This is a genomic window from Mesorhizobium sp. U510 (genome assembly GCF_059180695.1).
The window spans coordinates 7,501-22,831 of sequence record NZ_CP180532.1 but is presented as its reverse complement, the minus strand read 5'-3'; the positions used below and the strand labels follow the sequence as shown (position 1 = coordinate 22,831).

Here is a 15,331-nt window from a genome sequence, read left to right as displayed (position 1 = left end):
TTCCTTCGTTTTCGGCTCCAGGCCGGCTTCAGTCAAAGGCATTTCGCTTCCATGGCGCGTATCGTGATGAAATTCGGCGGAACCTCCGTCGCCGACATCGCCCGCATCCGCAATGTGGCGCGTCACGTCAAACGCGAGGTCGACGCCGGCCATGAGGTGGCGGTGGTCGTCTCGGCAATGGCCGGCAAGACCAATGAACTGGTCGGCTGGACGCGCGAGGCCTCGCCGATGCACGACGCACGCGAATATGACGCGGTCGTCGCTTCCGGCGAGCAGGTCACCGCCGGTCTGCTGGCCATCACCTTGCAGAACATGGGCGTGCACGCCCGTTCCTGGCAGGGCTGGCAGATCCCGATCAAGACCGACAACGCGCATGGCGCGGCGCGCATCCTCGACATTGACGGCGCCTTCCTGATCAAGCGCTTCGGCGAGGGCCAGGTGGCCGTCATCGCCGGCTTCCAGGGCATCGGGCCGGACAACCGCATCGCGACCCTCGGCCGTGGCGGTTCCGACACCAGCGCGGTCGCCATCGCCGCTGCGGTCAAGGCCGACCGCTGCGACATCTACACCGATGTCGACGGGGTCTACACCACCGACCCGCGCATCGAGCCCAAGGCGCGGCGGCTGGCCAAGATCTCGTTCGAGGAAATGCTTGAAATGGCCTCGCTCGGCGCCAAGGTTCTGCAGGTGCGTTCGGTCGAGCTTGCCATGGTGCACAGGGTGCGTACCTTCGTGCGGTCGTCCTTCGACGATCCCGATGCGCCCGGAATGGGGGATTTGCTCAATCCTCCGGGAACGCTCATTTGCGACGAGGAAGAGATCGTGGAACAGCAGGTCGTCACCGGAATTGCCTACGCCAAGGACGAGGCCCAGATTTCGCTGCGCCGCGTCGGCGACCGCCCTGGCGTCGCCGCCGGCATTTTCGGGCCACTGGCCGAGGCCAACATCAATGTCGACATGATCGTCCAGAACATTTCCGAGGACGGCAAGTTCACCGACATGACCTTCACCGTGCCTTCGGGTGACGTCGACAAGGCGCTGGCCGTGCTCGACCGGCTGAAGGCCGAGGTCGGCTACGATGTCGTGCAGTCGGAAGCCGGCATGTCGAAGGTTTCGGTCATCGGCATCGGCATGAGGAGCCACGCCGGTGTCGCCGCCACCGCTTTCAAGGCGTTGGCCGAGAAGGCGATCAATATCCGCGCCATCACCACCTCCGAGATCAAGATTTCGATACTGATCGACGGTCCGTACACCGAACTTGCGGTTCGCACTTTGCATTCCGTCTACGGTCTGGATAAGCAGTAGCAAGACTGAATCAGTTGTTGCGCGCATGCCGGCAGCGGCGGAAACTGCGCCGGCAAGTGTTTCATTGGAGAAAAAGCCGCGATGCGTGACCAGGCCAGTGGCCCGCGCGTTTTGCTGAAACGGCTCCGCGAGCTCATGCAAGAGCCGCTGGAGCCGCAGGAGCGGCTTGACCGGATCGTGCGCGACATCGCTTCCAACATGGTCGCGGAAGTCTGCTCGCTCTATGTGCTGCGCGCCGATTCGGTGCTTGAGCTCTACGCCACCGAGGGTCTGAACCCGAACGCCGTCCACCTGGCGCAGTTGCGGCTCGGGCAAGGCCTTGTCGGCACCATCGCCGCCAGTGCGCGGCCGCTCAATCTTTCCAATGCGCAGGAGCATCCGGCCTTCGCCTACCTGCCGGAGACCGGTGAAGAGATCTACAATTCCTTCCTCGGCGTGCCGGTGCTCAGGGCAGGGCGCACGTTGGGCGTCCTGGTCGTGCAGAACAAGACCATGCGCCACTATCGCGACGACGAGGTCGAGGCGCTGGAAACCACCGCCATGGTCATCGCCGAGATGATCGCCACCGGCGATCTGGCGCGGCTGACGCGGCCGGGCCTCGAACTCGATCTGCGCCGGCCGGTCAGTTTCACCGGCCTGTCCTTCAACGACGGCGTCGGGCTTGGCCATGTCGTGCTGCACGAGCCGCGCATCGTCGTCACCAATCTGTTCAACGAGGACAGCGAGGAAGAGGTCCGGCGGCTGGAAAGCTCGCTCGGCTCGCTGCGGCTCTCCATCGACGACATGCTGGAGCGCCGCGACGTCGCCTTCGAGGGCGAGCATCGCCAGGTGCTGGAAGCCTACCGCATGTTCGCCAATGACCGTGGCTGGGTGCGCCGGCTGGAAGAGGCCATCCGCAACGGCCTGACGGCCGAAGCGGCCGTGGAAAAGGTGCAGAGCGACATGCGCGCCCGCATGCTGCACATGACCGATCCCTATCTGCGCGAGCGGATGAGCGATTTCGACGACCTCGCCAACCGGCTCTTGCGCCAGCTAATGGGCCGCGGACCGGAAGACGTCGCGGCCTCGCTGCCGAAGGACGCCATCATCGTCGCCCGCTCGATGGGCGCGGCCGAGCTGCTGGACTATCCCAGGGAAAAAATGCGCGGGCTGGTGCTCGAGGATGGTGCCGCCACCAGCCATGTCGTCATCGTCGCGCGCGCCATGGGCATCCCGGTCGCCGGCCAGATGAAGGGTGCCGTTTCCATGGCGGAAAACGGCGATGCCATCATCGTCGACGGCGAGGAAGGCACGATCCATCTGCGGCCGCAGTCCGATCTCGAAGCCGCCTATGCCGAAAAGGTGCGGTTTCGCGCGCGCCGGCAAGAGGTCTATCGCGAACTGCGCAAGAAGCCGTCGACGACCAGGGACGGCGTGCAGGTCGACCTCCTGATGAATGCCGGGCTTGCCGTCGACCTGCCGCAACTGGCCGAGTCGGGCGCTGCCGGCATTGGCCTGTTCCGCACCGAACTGCAATTCATGGTCGCCTCGACCTTTCCGCGCGCCGAGGCGCAGGAGAAGCTCTATCGCGACGTGCTCGAGGCCGCGCGCGGCAAACCTGTCACCTTCCGCACCATCGACATCGGCGGCGATAAGGTGCTGCCGTACTTCAAGGGCGCCATCCAGGAAGAAAACCCGGCGCTCGGCTGGCGGGCGATCCGGCTAACGCTCGACCGGCCCGGGTTGCTGCGCACCCAGATCCGCGCCCTGCTGAAGGCCAGCGGCGGGCGCGAGCTCAAGCTGATGCTGCCGATGGTGACCGAGCTTGGCGAGATCGCCCAGGCGCGCGAGATCATCGACCGCGAGGTGCGGCATCTGTCGCGTTTCGCCCATCATCTGCCGACCAGCCTCAAGCTGGGCGCGATGCTGGAAGTGCCGTCGCTGCTGTTCCAGCTCGACGAATTGATGAAGGCGGTCGATTTCGTCTCGGTCGGCTCGAACGATCTGTTCCAGTTCGTCATGGCGGTCGACCGCGGCAACACGCAACTGGCCAACCGCTTCGACACGCTGTCGGCGCCGTTCCTGCGCGTGCTCAAGCAGATCGCCGATGCCGGCATCCGCAACCACACGCCGGTGACGCTGTGCGGCGAACTCGCCGGCAAGCCGATCTCGGCGATGGCGCTGATCGGTCTGGGCTTCCGTTCGATCTCGATGTCGCCGGCCTCGATCGGCCCGGTCAAGGCGATGCTGACGGAACTGCCGCTGGATGAGCTGACGGCGTTCTTCGACGACAATCTGATGGCGCCGGCGCAGGGGTTGCCGATGCGGGCGCTGCTGCAGGCCTTCGCCGACGACCGCTCGATTCCGTTGTAGCGCCCCATCATGGTCAATCTGCCCCGCGATCGTATGGATCAAGTCGTCAAGCGTTTCGAGATGCTCGAAGCGCAGATGTCGGCCGGCCCGGCGCCGGACGCCTATGTGAAGATGGCATCGGAATATGCCGAGCTGCAGGACATGGTGGCCAAGGTCAGGCAATTGCGCTCGGCCGAGCATGAGCAGGCCGACCTTGAGGCAATGCTTGCCGACAAGGGCACCGACGCCGAGATGCGGGCGCTCGCCGAGGCGGACCTGCCCGGCGTGGAGGAGCGTATCGAAACGCTGCAGAAGGATATCCAGATCCTGCTTCTGCCCAAGGACGCCGCCGACGACAAGAATGCCATCCTCGAAATCCGTGCCGGTACCGGCGGTGACGAGGCTGCGCTCTTCGCCGGCGACCTGTTTCGCATGTATGAGCGCTATGCCGCCGAACGCGGCTGGCGGTTCGAGACGGTGTCTGCCAGCGACGGCGATGCAGGCGGGTTCAAGGAAATCATCGCCACCGTTTCGGGCAAGGGCGTGTTTGCCCATCTGAAATTCGAATCCGGCGTGCATCGCGTGCAACGCGTGCCGGCGACCGAGGCAAGTGGGCGCATTCACACCTCGGCGGCGACCGTCGCCGTGCTGCCGGAAGCGGAAGAGGTCGACATCGAAATCCGCGCCGAAGATATCCGCATCGATACGATGCGCGCTTCGGGCTCCGGTGGCCAGCATGTCAACACCACCGATTCGGCGGTGCGCATCACCCATTTGCCGACGGGCATCATGGTGGTGCAGGCGGAGAAATCGCAGCATCAGAACCGGGCAAAGGCCATGCAGATCCTGCGTGCCCGGCTCTATGATCTGGAGCGCAGCAAGGCGGACGAGGAACGCTCGGAATCGCGTAAATCGCAGGTCGGCTCCGGTGACCGTTCGGAGCGCATCCGCACCTATAATTTCCCGCAGGGCCGCGTCACCGACCATCGCATCAACCTGACGCTCTACAAGCTCGACCGGGTGATGATGGGCGAGCTCGACGAAATCGTCGACGCGCTGATCGCCGATTACCAGTCGAAGCTGCTGGCCGATATCGGCCTCGATGGCTGACCCTCTGCCCGAGGCGCTGGGGCCGCTGCTGCGGGAAGCGCGGGCCAGACTTGCCATGGCCGGGGTCGATGATCCGGCGCTCGATGCGCGGCTGATCGTCGAACATTTTTCCGGCACGACGCGCACGCAGGCCATTGCCGACCCTGAACGCTCGATGGACGGCAATGCCATCGCCGCGATCGAAGCCGCCTTAAGGCGCCGGGCTGGTGGTGAACCGGTGCATCGCATCCTCGGCTACCGCGAATTCTACGGTTTGCGGCTGTCGCTGTCGCCGGAAACGCTCGAGCCGAGGCCGGATACAGAAACGCTGGTCGAGGCGGTGCTGCCTTTTGTCGAGGCGACGGCCGCGCGCGAAGGGACCTGCCGCATCCTTGATCTCGGTACCGGGACGGGAGCCATCGCGCTGGCGCTGCTGAGTGCCGTGCCGGCCGCGACCGCCACCGGTGTCGACATTTCCGCCGGCGCGCTGGCGACGGCAGCCCGCAACGCCGGGGAACTCGGGCTTGGCCGCCGGTTCACGACGGTGCAGTCGGACTGGTTCGAAAAAGTTTCCGGCCGATACCATGTAATTGCCGCAAACCCTCCCTATATACCTCTACGAGACATTGGAAATCTGCAGGACGAGGTCCGCGATTTCGACCCACACCTAGCCTTGGATGGCGGCGTGGATGGGCTGAACCCCTACAGGATCATCGCCGCCGAGGCGGCCCGGTTTCTAGAAGCCGAAAGCAGGATTGCGGTCGAGATCGGCCATAGGCAACGCAACGAGGTTACGGATATATTCAAGGCGGCTGGTTATGCATCGGCTGCTGCCTTACGTGATCTCGGCGGAAACGACAGGGTTCTTGTCTTTCAATGGGGATAAGCCTTGATGCAGCGCGAAAAAACCGCTTGGCAATACCGGGGAATGCGGCTAGGGTCGCCTCAACCGGATGAGACGAAGCAGGCAGTGCTCTTAGCGATTCGGTCCTCCTTGGAAATAGCTGCCTTCTTGCGCAAACGACGCCCAAGCTTCGTGCGGGAATCGTCCGGCAAGTGATGTAACCGGAACAGGATGGCACGTGGCGCCAACGCAATTGATGCGGGCGAACGCCGGTGAAGAAACGAAACGGCTGGCTGCATGAGCGCCTCCGTTCGTAACGAGTTTTCGAAAATTTCAAGATGAAGAGAGTCGAATGAGGCCACAACAGCAGAACAGGCGCATGCGCGGTCGCAACAACAATGGCGGCGGCGGTGGCAACAACAATAACAACAACAACCGCAAGGGCCCTAATCCCCTGACGCGCAACTACGAGAGCAACGGCCCGGATGTGAAGATCCGTGGATCGGCTCAGCAGATCGCCGAGAAATACGCTACCCTGGCCCGTGACGCGCAAAGCTCCGGCGACCGGGTCATGGCGGAGAACTATCTCCAGCACGCCGAACACTACAATCGCATCATTGCCGCCGCGCAGGCGCAGATGCCGATCCAGAACGTCCAGCAGAACCGCGACGATTTCGACGATGACGGCGATGAAGATCGCGACGATTTCGACAATGCCGGCAACAATGGCGCCGGCAATGGCGGCAACACAGTTTCCGATCCGCAAATTCCTGTCATCAACCATGGCGCCGGTCCCCAGCCAGTGATCGAGGGCATGCCGGCCGAGGTCGCATTGAACCGTGACGGCCGCGACAATCGTGACAATAGCGGGCGCGATAATAACGGGCGCAACAATGGCGGCCGCGACAACAATGGTGGGCGTCACCGCGATCGCCGCCCCAATGGCGGCTATGGCCAGAATGGCCAGCGCGATTATGCCTCGTCGACCGAGCAAGGCGGCCAGCAGCAGCGCAACGAGGCGCCGGCACAGGCGGAGGTGCAGGTTGAGCCCGGTTCGCCGGTCGAGGCCGTTGCGGCTGTCGAGCAGGCTCCGCTGTTCGAGAGTTTTTCGCCGGCGGCTCTTGCCGCCCAGGCCGAGCTCAACGAGGCTGCCGCCGAGAGCGGTGCCGCCCGTCGCCCGCGCCGTCCGCGCCGCCCGCGCACCAATGCCGAGCAGGTCGACAGCGGTGGCGACAATGCGGATGCCGGCGAGGCGGCCGCGGCCCCGGCCGATAGCGGCAATGCCGAGCCGGTGATCGTCGACATCGACAACTGATCGAACGGCATTTCAAGGCGTTGAACGGCGGAGAGAAATCTCCGCCGTTTTCGTTTCGGCTGACGTGGAATATTATGCATTGACCGACATCAAGGCGTCTTGAGACGGCATGGCCTATGCACCATATCTCGGCTGAACGGGATCCGGCTCGAATGGGCGGGTCCGTCACCGAAATCTGATCCGGTGCCGCAAAGCGGGCCGGTGATGGAAGGAGACAGATATGAACCTTGAGAAGTACTCCGAGCGCGTGCGCGGCTTCATCCAGTCCGCGCAGACCATGGCGCTCTCCCGCAATCACCAGCAATTCACCCCCGAACACATTTTGAAGGTGCTCGTCGACGATGACGAGGGCCTGGCCGCGTCGCTGATCGAGCGCGCCGGCGGCAATGTCCGCGATGTCAAGCTCGGCGTCGAGACGGCGCTTGAGGCGATGCCGAAGGTCGAAGGCGGCAACGGCCAGCTCTATCTGGCGCAGCCGCTGGCCAAGGTGTTCTCGACGGCGGAAGAACTGGCCAAGAAGGCCGGCGACAGCTTCGTCACGGTCGAGCGGCTGCTGCAGGCGCTCACCATGGAAAAGTCGTCCAAGACCGCCGACATACTGGCAAAGGCCGGCGTCACCGCGCAGGCGCTTAACCAGGTCATCAACGATGTCCGCAAGGGCCGCACCGCCGATTCGGCGAGTGCAGAGCAAGGCTATGACGCGCTGAAGAAATACGCGCGCGACCTGACGGCGGATGCCCGCGCGGGCAAGCTCGACCCAGTGATTGGCCGTGACGACGAGATTCGCCGCACCATCCAGGTGCTGTCGCGCCGCACCAAGAACAATCCTGTGCTGATCGGCGAGCCGGGCGTCGGCAAGACGGCGATCGCCGAAGGCTTGGCGCTGCGCATCGTCAATGGCGATGTGCCGGAATCGCTGAAGGACAAGCAGCTGATGGCGCTCGACATGGGCGCACTCATCGCCGGCGCCAAATATCGCGGCGAGTTCGAGGAGCGGCTGAAGGCCGTGCTTTCCGAAGTCACCTCTGCCGCAGGCGGGATCATCCTGTTCATCGACGAGATGCATACGCTGGTCGGTGCCGGCAAGGCGGATGGCGCGATGGATGCGTCGAACCTGTTGAAGCCGGCGCTGGCGCGCGGTGAGCTGCACTGCGTCGGCGCGACCACGCTCGATGAATACAGAAAACATGTCGAGAAGGATCCCGCCCTCGCCCGCCGTTTCCAGCCGGTCTTTGTCGACGAGCCGACGGTGGAGGATACCGTCTCGATCCTGCGTGGCCTGAAGGAAAAATACGAGCAGCACCATAAGGTGCGTATCTCGGACTCGGCGCTGGTGGCGGCGGCGACGCTGTCCAACCGCTATATCGCCGACCGCTTCCTGCCGGACAAGGCGATCGACCTGGTCGACGAAGCCGCTTCGCGGCTGAGGATGCAGGTCGATTCCAAGCCCGAGGCGCTGGACGAGATCGACCGCCGCATCATGCAGCTCAAGATCGAGCGCGAGGCGCTGAAGGTCGAGACGGACGATGCCTCGAAGGACCGGCTTGCCCGCCTGGAGAAGGAGCTTGTCGGCCTCGAGGAGGAATTGACCGAGATCACAACCAAGTGGCAGGCCGAGAAACAGAAACTCGGGCTTGCGGCCGACTTGAAGAAGCAGCTCGACGAGGCACGCAACGAGCTTGCCATTGCCCAGCGCAAGGGCGAGTTCCAGCGCGCCGGCGAGCTAGCCTATGGCAAGATCCCGGAACTCGAGAAGAAGCTGAAGGAAGCCGAAGCCCAGGACGGCAAGGCCGGCATGGTCGAGGAAGTGGTCACCCCCGACCACGTCGCCCATATCGTCTCGCGCTGGACCGGCATTCCGGTCGACAAGATGCTGCAGGGCGAACGTGACAAGCTGCTGCGCATGGAAGACGAGATCGGCAAGCGGGTCGTCGGCCAGGGCGAGGCGGTGCAAGCCGTTTCCAAGGCGGTGCGGCGCGCCCGTGCCGGGCTGCAAGATCCGAACCGGCCGATCGGCTCGTTCATCTTCCTGGGACCGACGGGCGTCGGCAAGACCGAACTGACCAAGGCGCTGGCAAGCTTCCTGTTCGATGACGACAGCGCCATGGTGCGCATCGACATGTCGGAGTTCATGGAGAAGCACTCGGTCGCCCGGCTGATCGGCGCACCTCCCGGCTATGTCGGCTATGAGGAAGGCGGCGCGCTGACCGAAGCGGTGCGGCGCCGGCCCTATCAGGTCGTGCTGTTCGACGAGATCGAGAAGGCGCATCCCGATGTGTTCAACGTGCTCTTGCAGGTGCTCGACGACGGCCGGCTCACCGACGGGCAGGGCCGCACGGTCGATTTCCGCAACACGCTGATCATCATGACGTCGAACCTCGGCGCCGAATACCTGGTCAATCTCGGCGAGGACCAGGATGTCGACGCCGTGCGCGACGAGGTGATGGGCGTGGTCAGGGCATCGTTCCGGCCGGAATTCCTCAACCGCGTCGACGAGGTGATCCTGTTCCACCGGCTGCGCCGCAAGGACATGGACCGCATCGTCGAGATCCAGCTCAAGCGGCTGGAAAGCCTGCTCGTCGATCGCAAGATCACGCTGTCGCTGGATCACGAGGCGATCGAGTGGCTGGCGGCCAAGGGCTACGATCCGGCCTATGGCGCGCGGCCGCTGAAGCGGGTGATGCAGAAGGAACTCCAGGATCCGCTGGCGGAGAAGATCCTGCTCGGCGAGATTCTCGACGGTTCGACCGTCAAGGTCACGTCCGGTTCCGACCGCCTGAACTTCCGCTCGAAGCCGACGGTCGTCGCGACCGAAGCGGCGGCCTGATTTCAACGCCGCGCGTCCACCCTGGACGCGCGGCGTTTTCATATTGAGGGTGGGGGCGGATGACGCTGGACGACTACAACGGCTTCTGCGCCTCATTGCCCGCGGCAAACCACGTCATCCAGTGGGGCGGCGCCCATGTCTGGAAGGTCGGGGCCAAGGTGTTTGCGATCGGCGGCTGGGATCAAGGCCAGCAGCTCTTCGTCACCTTCAAATGCTCCGACATCGCCTATGATGTGCTGAAGGAGCAGCCGGGCTTGCGGCCCGCGCCCTACCTTGCCTCGCGCGGCATGAAGTGGATCCAGCGTCGGACAAGCCAGAGCATGGATGATGCCGCGCTGAAGGACTATTTGCGCGAGAGCCATCGCCTTGTCGCCCTGAAGCTGACCAAGCAGGCGCGCAAGGAATTGGGGCTCGCGAGCTAGCGAGTATTCGTCGGTACGCCGAAAAACCGCCATCTTCATGCCCGGTTCATATTGGAACCATAGGGTGGGGTAACTGGTTTGCTGGCGAAGGGGTTCGCCCAGTGAACAATGCCAGGCGGCGGCAATTACGGACCGGAGAGTTGGCCACGATGTTCCGCACGATCTTTGCCCTTTCGGCGCTCGCCACCGGGCTTGTGACTTTCGGTGCGCTCGCCGCGCCGACGCAGGACAGTGCACCAAGGGTTGCCCGCGCCGCCAATGATGGCGGCATTCTTGTGGCCCAGGACGGAAATCTGGACATCTACTACGACGCGCGTGGCAACCGCGTCATCGTCGATGCCGACACCGGCAAGGTCATCGCCATCCAGCCGCCGCAGACACGGCTTGACCGGCGCGCGCTGCGCCGCGAGACAAGGCTGCGCGAATTGGGCCGTGCCCCTGCCGATGATGATCGCTACTATCTCGATGATCCCGAGGACATGGCCCGCTTCCGCCGCAAGCAGTTGGAAGAGGAAGGCCGGGTCATCCCGCCGCCGGCGGATGAATACGACCCCAATGGCGACAATTCGGTCGAAGCCTATCCGCCGGCGCCGCAGGACGACGGCAATTACGACAACAGCTATCCCGATGCACCGGCAAGGCCGGGCACCATCAAGCGCCAGCCGCTGAACGAGGCCGCGATAGACCCTGCGCAGCCCGACGTAGAGCAGGTCAATCCGGATACGCAGGCTTCCCTGCCGCCGGATACTGGCGGCAAGGCCGCCGTCGATCCGTCGCTGTCGCTCGGCGTGCGCCAGGACGTGGCGGCGCTGCAGGTGCTGCTCGACCGCGGTGGCGCTTCGCCGGGCGTGATCGACGGGCGTTTCGGCTCGAATGTCGATAAGGCCCTGGCCGCCTATAACCAGATCACCGGCAGCAATCTGAAATCGACGGACACGGTCGGCATCCAGGCGGCGCTCGCGCAATCGGGCGGCGATGCTTTCGCCAGCTACACCATCACAGCGGAAGATGCTGCTGGCCCCTATGTCGCCTCGATCCCGGAAGATTACGGCCAGAAGGCGCAGCTCAACTGCATGTGCTACACCTCCGTCACGGAGGCGCTGGCGGAGCGCTTCCACATGGACGAGAACTATCTCAAGTCGATCAACAAGGGTCTCGACTTCAATCGCCCCGGCACGATCATCAAGGTCGCCAATTTCGGCAAGTTGGTGTCAACGCCAGTGGCGCGCATCGTCGCCGACAAGACCAAGAAGGAAGTGTACGCCTATGATGCCGGCGGCAAGCTGGTCGCTGCCTATCCCGCGACCATCGGCTCTGCCGACACGCCGTCGCCCACCGGCATCCACGCCGTGTCGCGCATCGCGCTCGACCCGAACTACACCTACAATCCGAACATCAACTTCAAGCAGGGCCAGAACGACAAGATCCTGACCATTCCGCCAGGCCCCAACGGCCCCGTCGGCTCCGTGTGGATCGCCCTGGACAAGCCGACTTACGGCATCCACGGAACGCCCGAGCCGTCGAAGATCGGCAAGACCGAAAGCCATGGCTGCGTTCGCCTGACCAACTGGGACGCGCGCGAACTCGCCAAGCTGGTGTCGCCAGGCGTCACCGTGGAGTTTGTCGGCGGACCTTCAGCCGATGACTTTGCGCAGCAATGAGCCGCGCAGCGCGGTGGCATAGATCAGCTGCACCACCAGGATGAAGCCGACGCTGAGCAATGGCGTGACCAGGCAGAGTAGCGCACCGATCGCCCACAGGATCTGTGCCTTGACGATGCGCAGATAGACCGTGCGCTTCGTTTCGGCATCGACGTCTTCGGCGACAAAGCCGTTCTTTTCCGCGTAGCGCCAGCTGGCGAACAGCGTGACGCCGAGCATCAGCAGGTTGAGCCAGTAGACCAGCACCGCGGTCCTGAATTCGAGGAAGTCCGCCAGAAGGTCGGTCGAGAACGGCAAGAGCGCAATGAAGGCGAGAAAGCAGAGATTCAGCGTGGCAAGCCGCCTGTCGGATTTGGCTATCAGCCCGTGCTGAGCCTGCTGGCCGAACCAGAAGATGGTCAGCGTCAGGAAGCTCAAGGCATAAGTCAGGAAGCGCGGTGCCAGTGCGGCAATGGCGACCAGCAGATCGTGCTCGGAATGCACGGTCTCATGCGCCGGCACCCTGATCTCGAGCACGATGAGCGTGAGCGCGATGGCAAAGACGCCGTCGGTGATGCCGACAATGCGGCCGCGTCCCTCCGCCGACGCTTCAAGTGGTCGTTTCATCAATTTTCCCCGGCTGCCGTCTTCCGGAAAACTTAGCATGACTCCCGCCGTTTGCATCGATACAGGACGCATCCTGGCCAATTGGCTGGTTTCAAGGACTGCAAGCTGCTGGCCGGTTGTTGCCGGTGCGCTCGGGGTCTAAGCAAGGTGCCATGCATTCGCCAAATAAAGCTGCCGCCGCCCCGCTGACCAGCCCGGTCACAAACGGAACCTTTTGTCCGCAATCACAACGGCGATTCGTCTTGATCGCGGCGATCCTGGCCTCCGCGCTTGGCTTCATCGACGGCTCTATCCTAGCCATCGCCATGCCGGCGATCCGTGTCAACCTCGGCGCCAGCCTTGCCGAGGCGCAGTGGATCTCCAATGCCTATGCATTGACGCTTTCGGCGCTGATCCTTGCCGGCGGCGCCGCCGGCGACCGGTTCGGGCTGCGCCGTGCCTTCGTGGCCGGCATCGCGCTGTTCATCGTTGCCTCGCTCGCCTGTGCGCTGGCGCCGAATGCCGTCGTGCTGATCGCGTTTCGCGCTGTCCAGGGTATTGGTGCTGCGATCATGGTGCCGGGGAGCCTCGCCATCATCGCCAAGGCCTATCCGAAAAAGGAGCGGGGCCGTGCAATCGGCATCTGGGCGGCCGCCTCGGCGCTGACCACAGCCCTTGGGCCGGTGCTCGGCGGCCTTGTGCTGTCGGCTTTCGGCGACGGCATCTGGCGGGCGATCTTCGCCGTCAACCTGCCGCTCGGCCTGATCTCGATCTACCTGCTGCTCGTCAAGATTCCGGCCGATGCGGCGACGGAAAAACGCAGCCTCGACCTCGGCGGTGGCGCGCTCGCGACATTGGCGTTCGGCGCACTCGCCTATGGGCTGACCTCGATGAGTTCGAGCGGCGAGGGCCATATGGCGGGGCCGAGCATTGCCGCCGGCGCGGTGCTGCTTGTCGTCTTCATCCTGTTCGAACTACGCCAGCGCGAGCCGATGATAGACCTCAGCCTGTTTCGCATCGGCGCTTTTGCCGGTGCCAATGTGGCGACCTTTTTCCTCTATTTCGCACTGTCGGCCAATCTTTTCTATCTGCCGATGCTGCTGATCGCCGGCTGGGGACTGAGCACGGCCGAGGTCGGCTTCATCTTCCTGCCGTTGTCGGCATCGATCGCCCTTCTGTCGGGACCCGTCGGCCAGTTGTCGGACCGGATCGGACCGCGTTTCCCGATCGCCTGCGGCAGCCTGATCGTGGCTCTCGCCTTCGCCGGACTTGCCTTGCTCAGCCGTGCCGGCATCCACCATTTCTGGACCGGAATATTTCCGCTGATGGCGCTGATGGGCCTCGGCATGGCGCTGGTCGTCTCACCACTGTCCACCGCGATCATGACGGCGGTGGAAGACAAGGATACGGGGGCTGCCTCCGGCATCAACAATGCCGTCTCGCGCATTGGCGGCCTGATCGCGGTGGCGGCAATGGGCTCGCTTGCCACCTGGGTCTATTCAACGATGCTCGACACCAGGGTCAGGCCGGGCATTCCAGGTTTTGGCGAACCGGTATCGACAGGCTTGCCGCCCGAACTTGAAGCAACACGCCTTGCTGCCAGCGACATGGCCTTTTCAGCCATATCCTTGACGACGGCCGTACTCTGCCTGCTTGCCGCGATCATCGCCTGGATGACCGTTTCGGGTCAGGCGCTGCCCTGGCCGCGCCGCGCCGATGAATCGTCAACTGATTCGTCGCGAAACTGATTCGCCGATGCCGGATTGGCCAAGGTTCAGAGCAATTCCTGGAAAAGTGTGAGCGGTTTTTCCCGGGTAAGCGCGTAGCGCTTTTCCTCGGGATTGCGTCAAAACAAAGAGTTAGAGAGGTTCGCCGTTTCCGGGAAGCGGTGAAATCGCTCTAGCCGTCGATCTTGGCGCTCGCGACCTTCAGCGAATTGCCTTCTTCCTGCTTCAGCAGGTCATCGATGCGCTCGCGCTCGCGCTTGAAGGCGACGAGGTCGTCGCCCTTCAGCACCTTGCCGACCGGCAGCCGAACACGCATCGAATCGACTTTGGTGCCGTTGACGATCAGCTCGTAGTGGAGATGCGGACCGGTGGAAAGACCGGTCTGGCCGAGATAGCCAATGACCTGGCCCTGGCGAACCCGAACGCCCGGCGCGATGCCTTTTGCAAAGGCGCTCTGGTGATTGTAGGAGGTCTCGTAGCCATTGGCATGGCGCAGGATGATCTGCTTGCCATAGCCGCCAGCCCAACCGGCCTTCTCGACGACGCCATTGCCGGCGGCGATGATCGGCGATCCGATCGGGGCGGCCCAGTCGGTGCCCGTGTGCATACGGACATACCCGAGGATAGGATGCTTGCGCGCACCAAAGCCCGAGGTGAATCTTCCGTTGGGCAGCGGGTTGCGCAGCAGGAACTGCTGGGCGCTCGATCCATCCTCGTCGAAATAGTCGCTGCTGCCGTCTTGCATCTGGAAGCGATAGAAGTTGCGCGTTGTGCCGCCGAAGGTCGCCGAGACATAGAGGAGCTCCGAATCGTCGGAGGTCTGGTCATCCCCGTCCGGCTGCGAGAACAGCACTTCGAGGCGATCGGACGGATTGAGTCGCGACTGGAAGTCGACGCCAGATGCCAGCAGCTTGATCAGCCGCTGGGTCATTTTCTTCGACATGCCGTAGGAATAGGCGGTGCGGTAGATACCGTCGTAGACAGTGGGCAGGTTGCCGCGCACCACCACCGGCGCCGACGAATCGTCAAATGCCGTCAACAATTCGGGATTGGGATCCGGCTCCTGCGCCGGCACATACTGGCCGCGGTCATCGAGTGCGATGGTAACGATATGGGTGGTCCTGTCGTAGACGCTGGTGCGCACGACCTTGGCGGCGTCGCCATGGACTTCGAGACCGACGCGCAGCACGGTTCCGGCTTTCAGCGTCGGCGCGTTCAACAGCTT

The 15,331-nt window shown here is 63.7% G+C and carries 11 protein-coding genes (1 of these 11 cut by a window edge); 9 read left to right on the top strand and 2 right to left on the bottom strand.

The window, feature by feature from the left end; translation table 11 throughout:
- Positions 1-51: 51 nt before the first annotated feature.
- The 8 genes from ACLGL5_RS01870 (at position 52) to ACLGL5_RS01835 (ending at position 11,794) form a co-directional block, all read left to right on the top strand.
- Positions 52-1,305, top strand: coding sequence for an aspartate kinase (locus tag ACLGL5_RS01870; RefSeq protein WP_019861347.1), 1,254 nt, complete (start codon positions 52-54; stop codon positions 1,303-1,305).
- An 81-nt stretch (positions 1,306-1,386) separates the two neighbouring features.
- Positions 1,387-3,657 carry a phosphoenolpyruvate--protein phosphotransferase gene (gene ptsP, locus ACLGL5_RS01865; protein WP_019861345.1) on the top strand — a complete coding sequence of 757 codons (2,271 nt, stop codon included), beginning with the start codon at positions 1,387-1,389 and terminating at the stop codon, positions 3,655-3,657.
- Positions 3,658-3,666: 9 nt separating this feature from the next.
- On the top strand, positions 3,667-4,746 hold the full coding sequence (gene prfA, locus ACLGL5_RS01860; protein ID WP_019861344.1) for a peptide chain release factor 1: 1,080 nt from the start codon (positions 3,667-3,669) through the stop codon (positions 4,744-4,746).
- Positions 4,739-5,611, top strand: coding sequence for a peptide chain release factor N(5)-glutamine methyltransferase (gene prmC, locus ACLGL5_RS01855; protein WP_069090213.1), 873 nt, complete (start codon positions 4,739-4,741; stop codon positions 5,609-5,611). The genes prfA and prmC overlap by 8 nt, the downstream gene beginning before the upstream one ends.
- Before the next feature lie 310 nt (positions 5,612-5,921).
- Entirely contained in the window at positions 5,922-6,884 is a 963-nt protein-coding gene (locus ACLGL5_RS01850; protein ID WP_069090212.1) for a DUF4167 domain-containing protein, read from the top strand.
- A 220-nt stretch (positions 6,885-7,104) separates the two neighbouring features.
- Complete coding sequence (clpB, locus tag ACLGL5_RS01845; RefSeq protein ID WP_494372854.1) at positions 7,105-9,711, top strand: ATP-dependent chaperone ClpB; 2,607 nt, start codon at positions 7,105-7,107, stop codon at positions 9,709-9,711.
- A gap of 59 nt (positions 9,712-9,770) precedes the next feature.
- Complete coding sequence (locus ACLGL5_RS01840) at positions 9,771-10,133, top strand: MmcQ/YjbR family DNA-binding protein (RefSeq protein ID WP_019861340.1); 363 nt, start codon at positions 9,771-9,773, stop codon at positions 10,131-10,133.
- Between the two features lie 149 nt (positions 10,134-10,282).
- The gene (locus ACLGL5_RS01835; protein WP_069090211.1) at positions 10,283-11,794 is read left to right on the top strand and encodes a L,D-transpeptidase family protein; all 1,512 of its coding nucleotides are present in this window, start codon (positions 10,283-10,285) and stop codon (positions 11,792-11,794) included.
- Here the strand turns inward: ACLGL5_RS01835 and ACLGL5_RS01830 are convergent.
- A complete protein-coding gene (locus ACLGL5_RS01830) occupies positions 11,768-12,400 on the bottom strand; it encodes a TMEM175 family protein (RefSeq protein ID WP_019861338.1) in 633 nt (210 codons plus the stop codon). The two genes, ACLGL5_RS01835 and ACLGL5_RS01830, sit on opposite strands and share 27 nt — an antisense overlap.
- Positions 12,401-12,552: 152 nt before the next feature.
- On the opposite strand from ACLGL5_RS01830, the gene ACLGL5_RS01825 reads away from it, so the two are divergent.
- A complete protein-coding gene (locus ACLGL5_RS01825; protein WP_069090210.1) occupies positions 12,553-14,127 on the top strand; it encodes an MFS transporter in 1,575 nt (524 codons plus the stop codon).
- A 151-nt stretch (positions 14,128-14,278) separates the two neighbouring features.
- Here ACLGL5_RS01825 and ACLGL5_RS01820 read toward each other — a convergent pair whose 3' ends face one another.
- Positions 14,279-15,331 carry the 3' portion of a M23 family metallopeptidase gene (locus ACLGL5_RS01820; protein ID WP_494372853.1) on the bottom strand. It continues 918 nt past the right edge of the window, so the window shows 1,053 of its 1,971 coding nt (coding positions 919-1,971); its start codon lies off the right edge, out of view; the stop codon is at positions 14,279-14,281.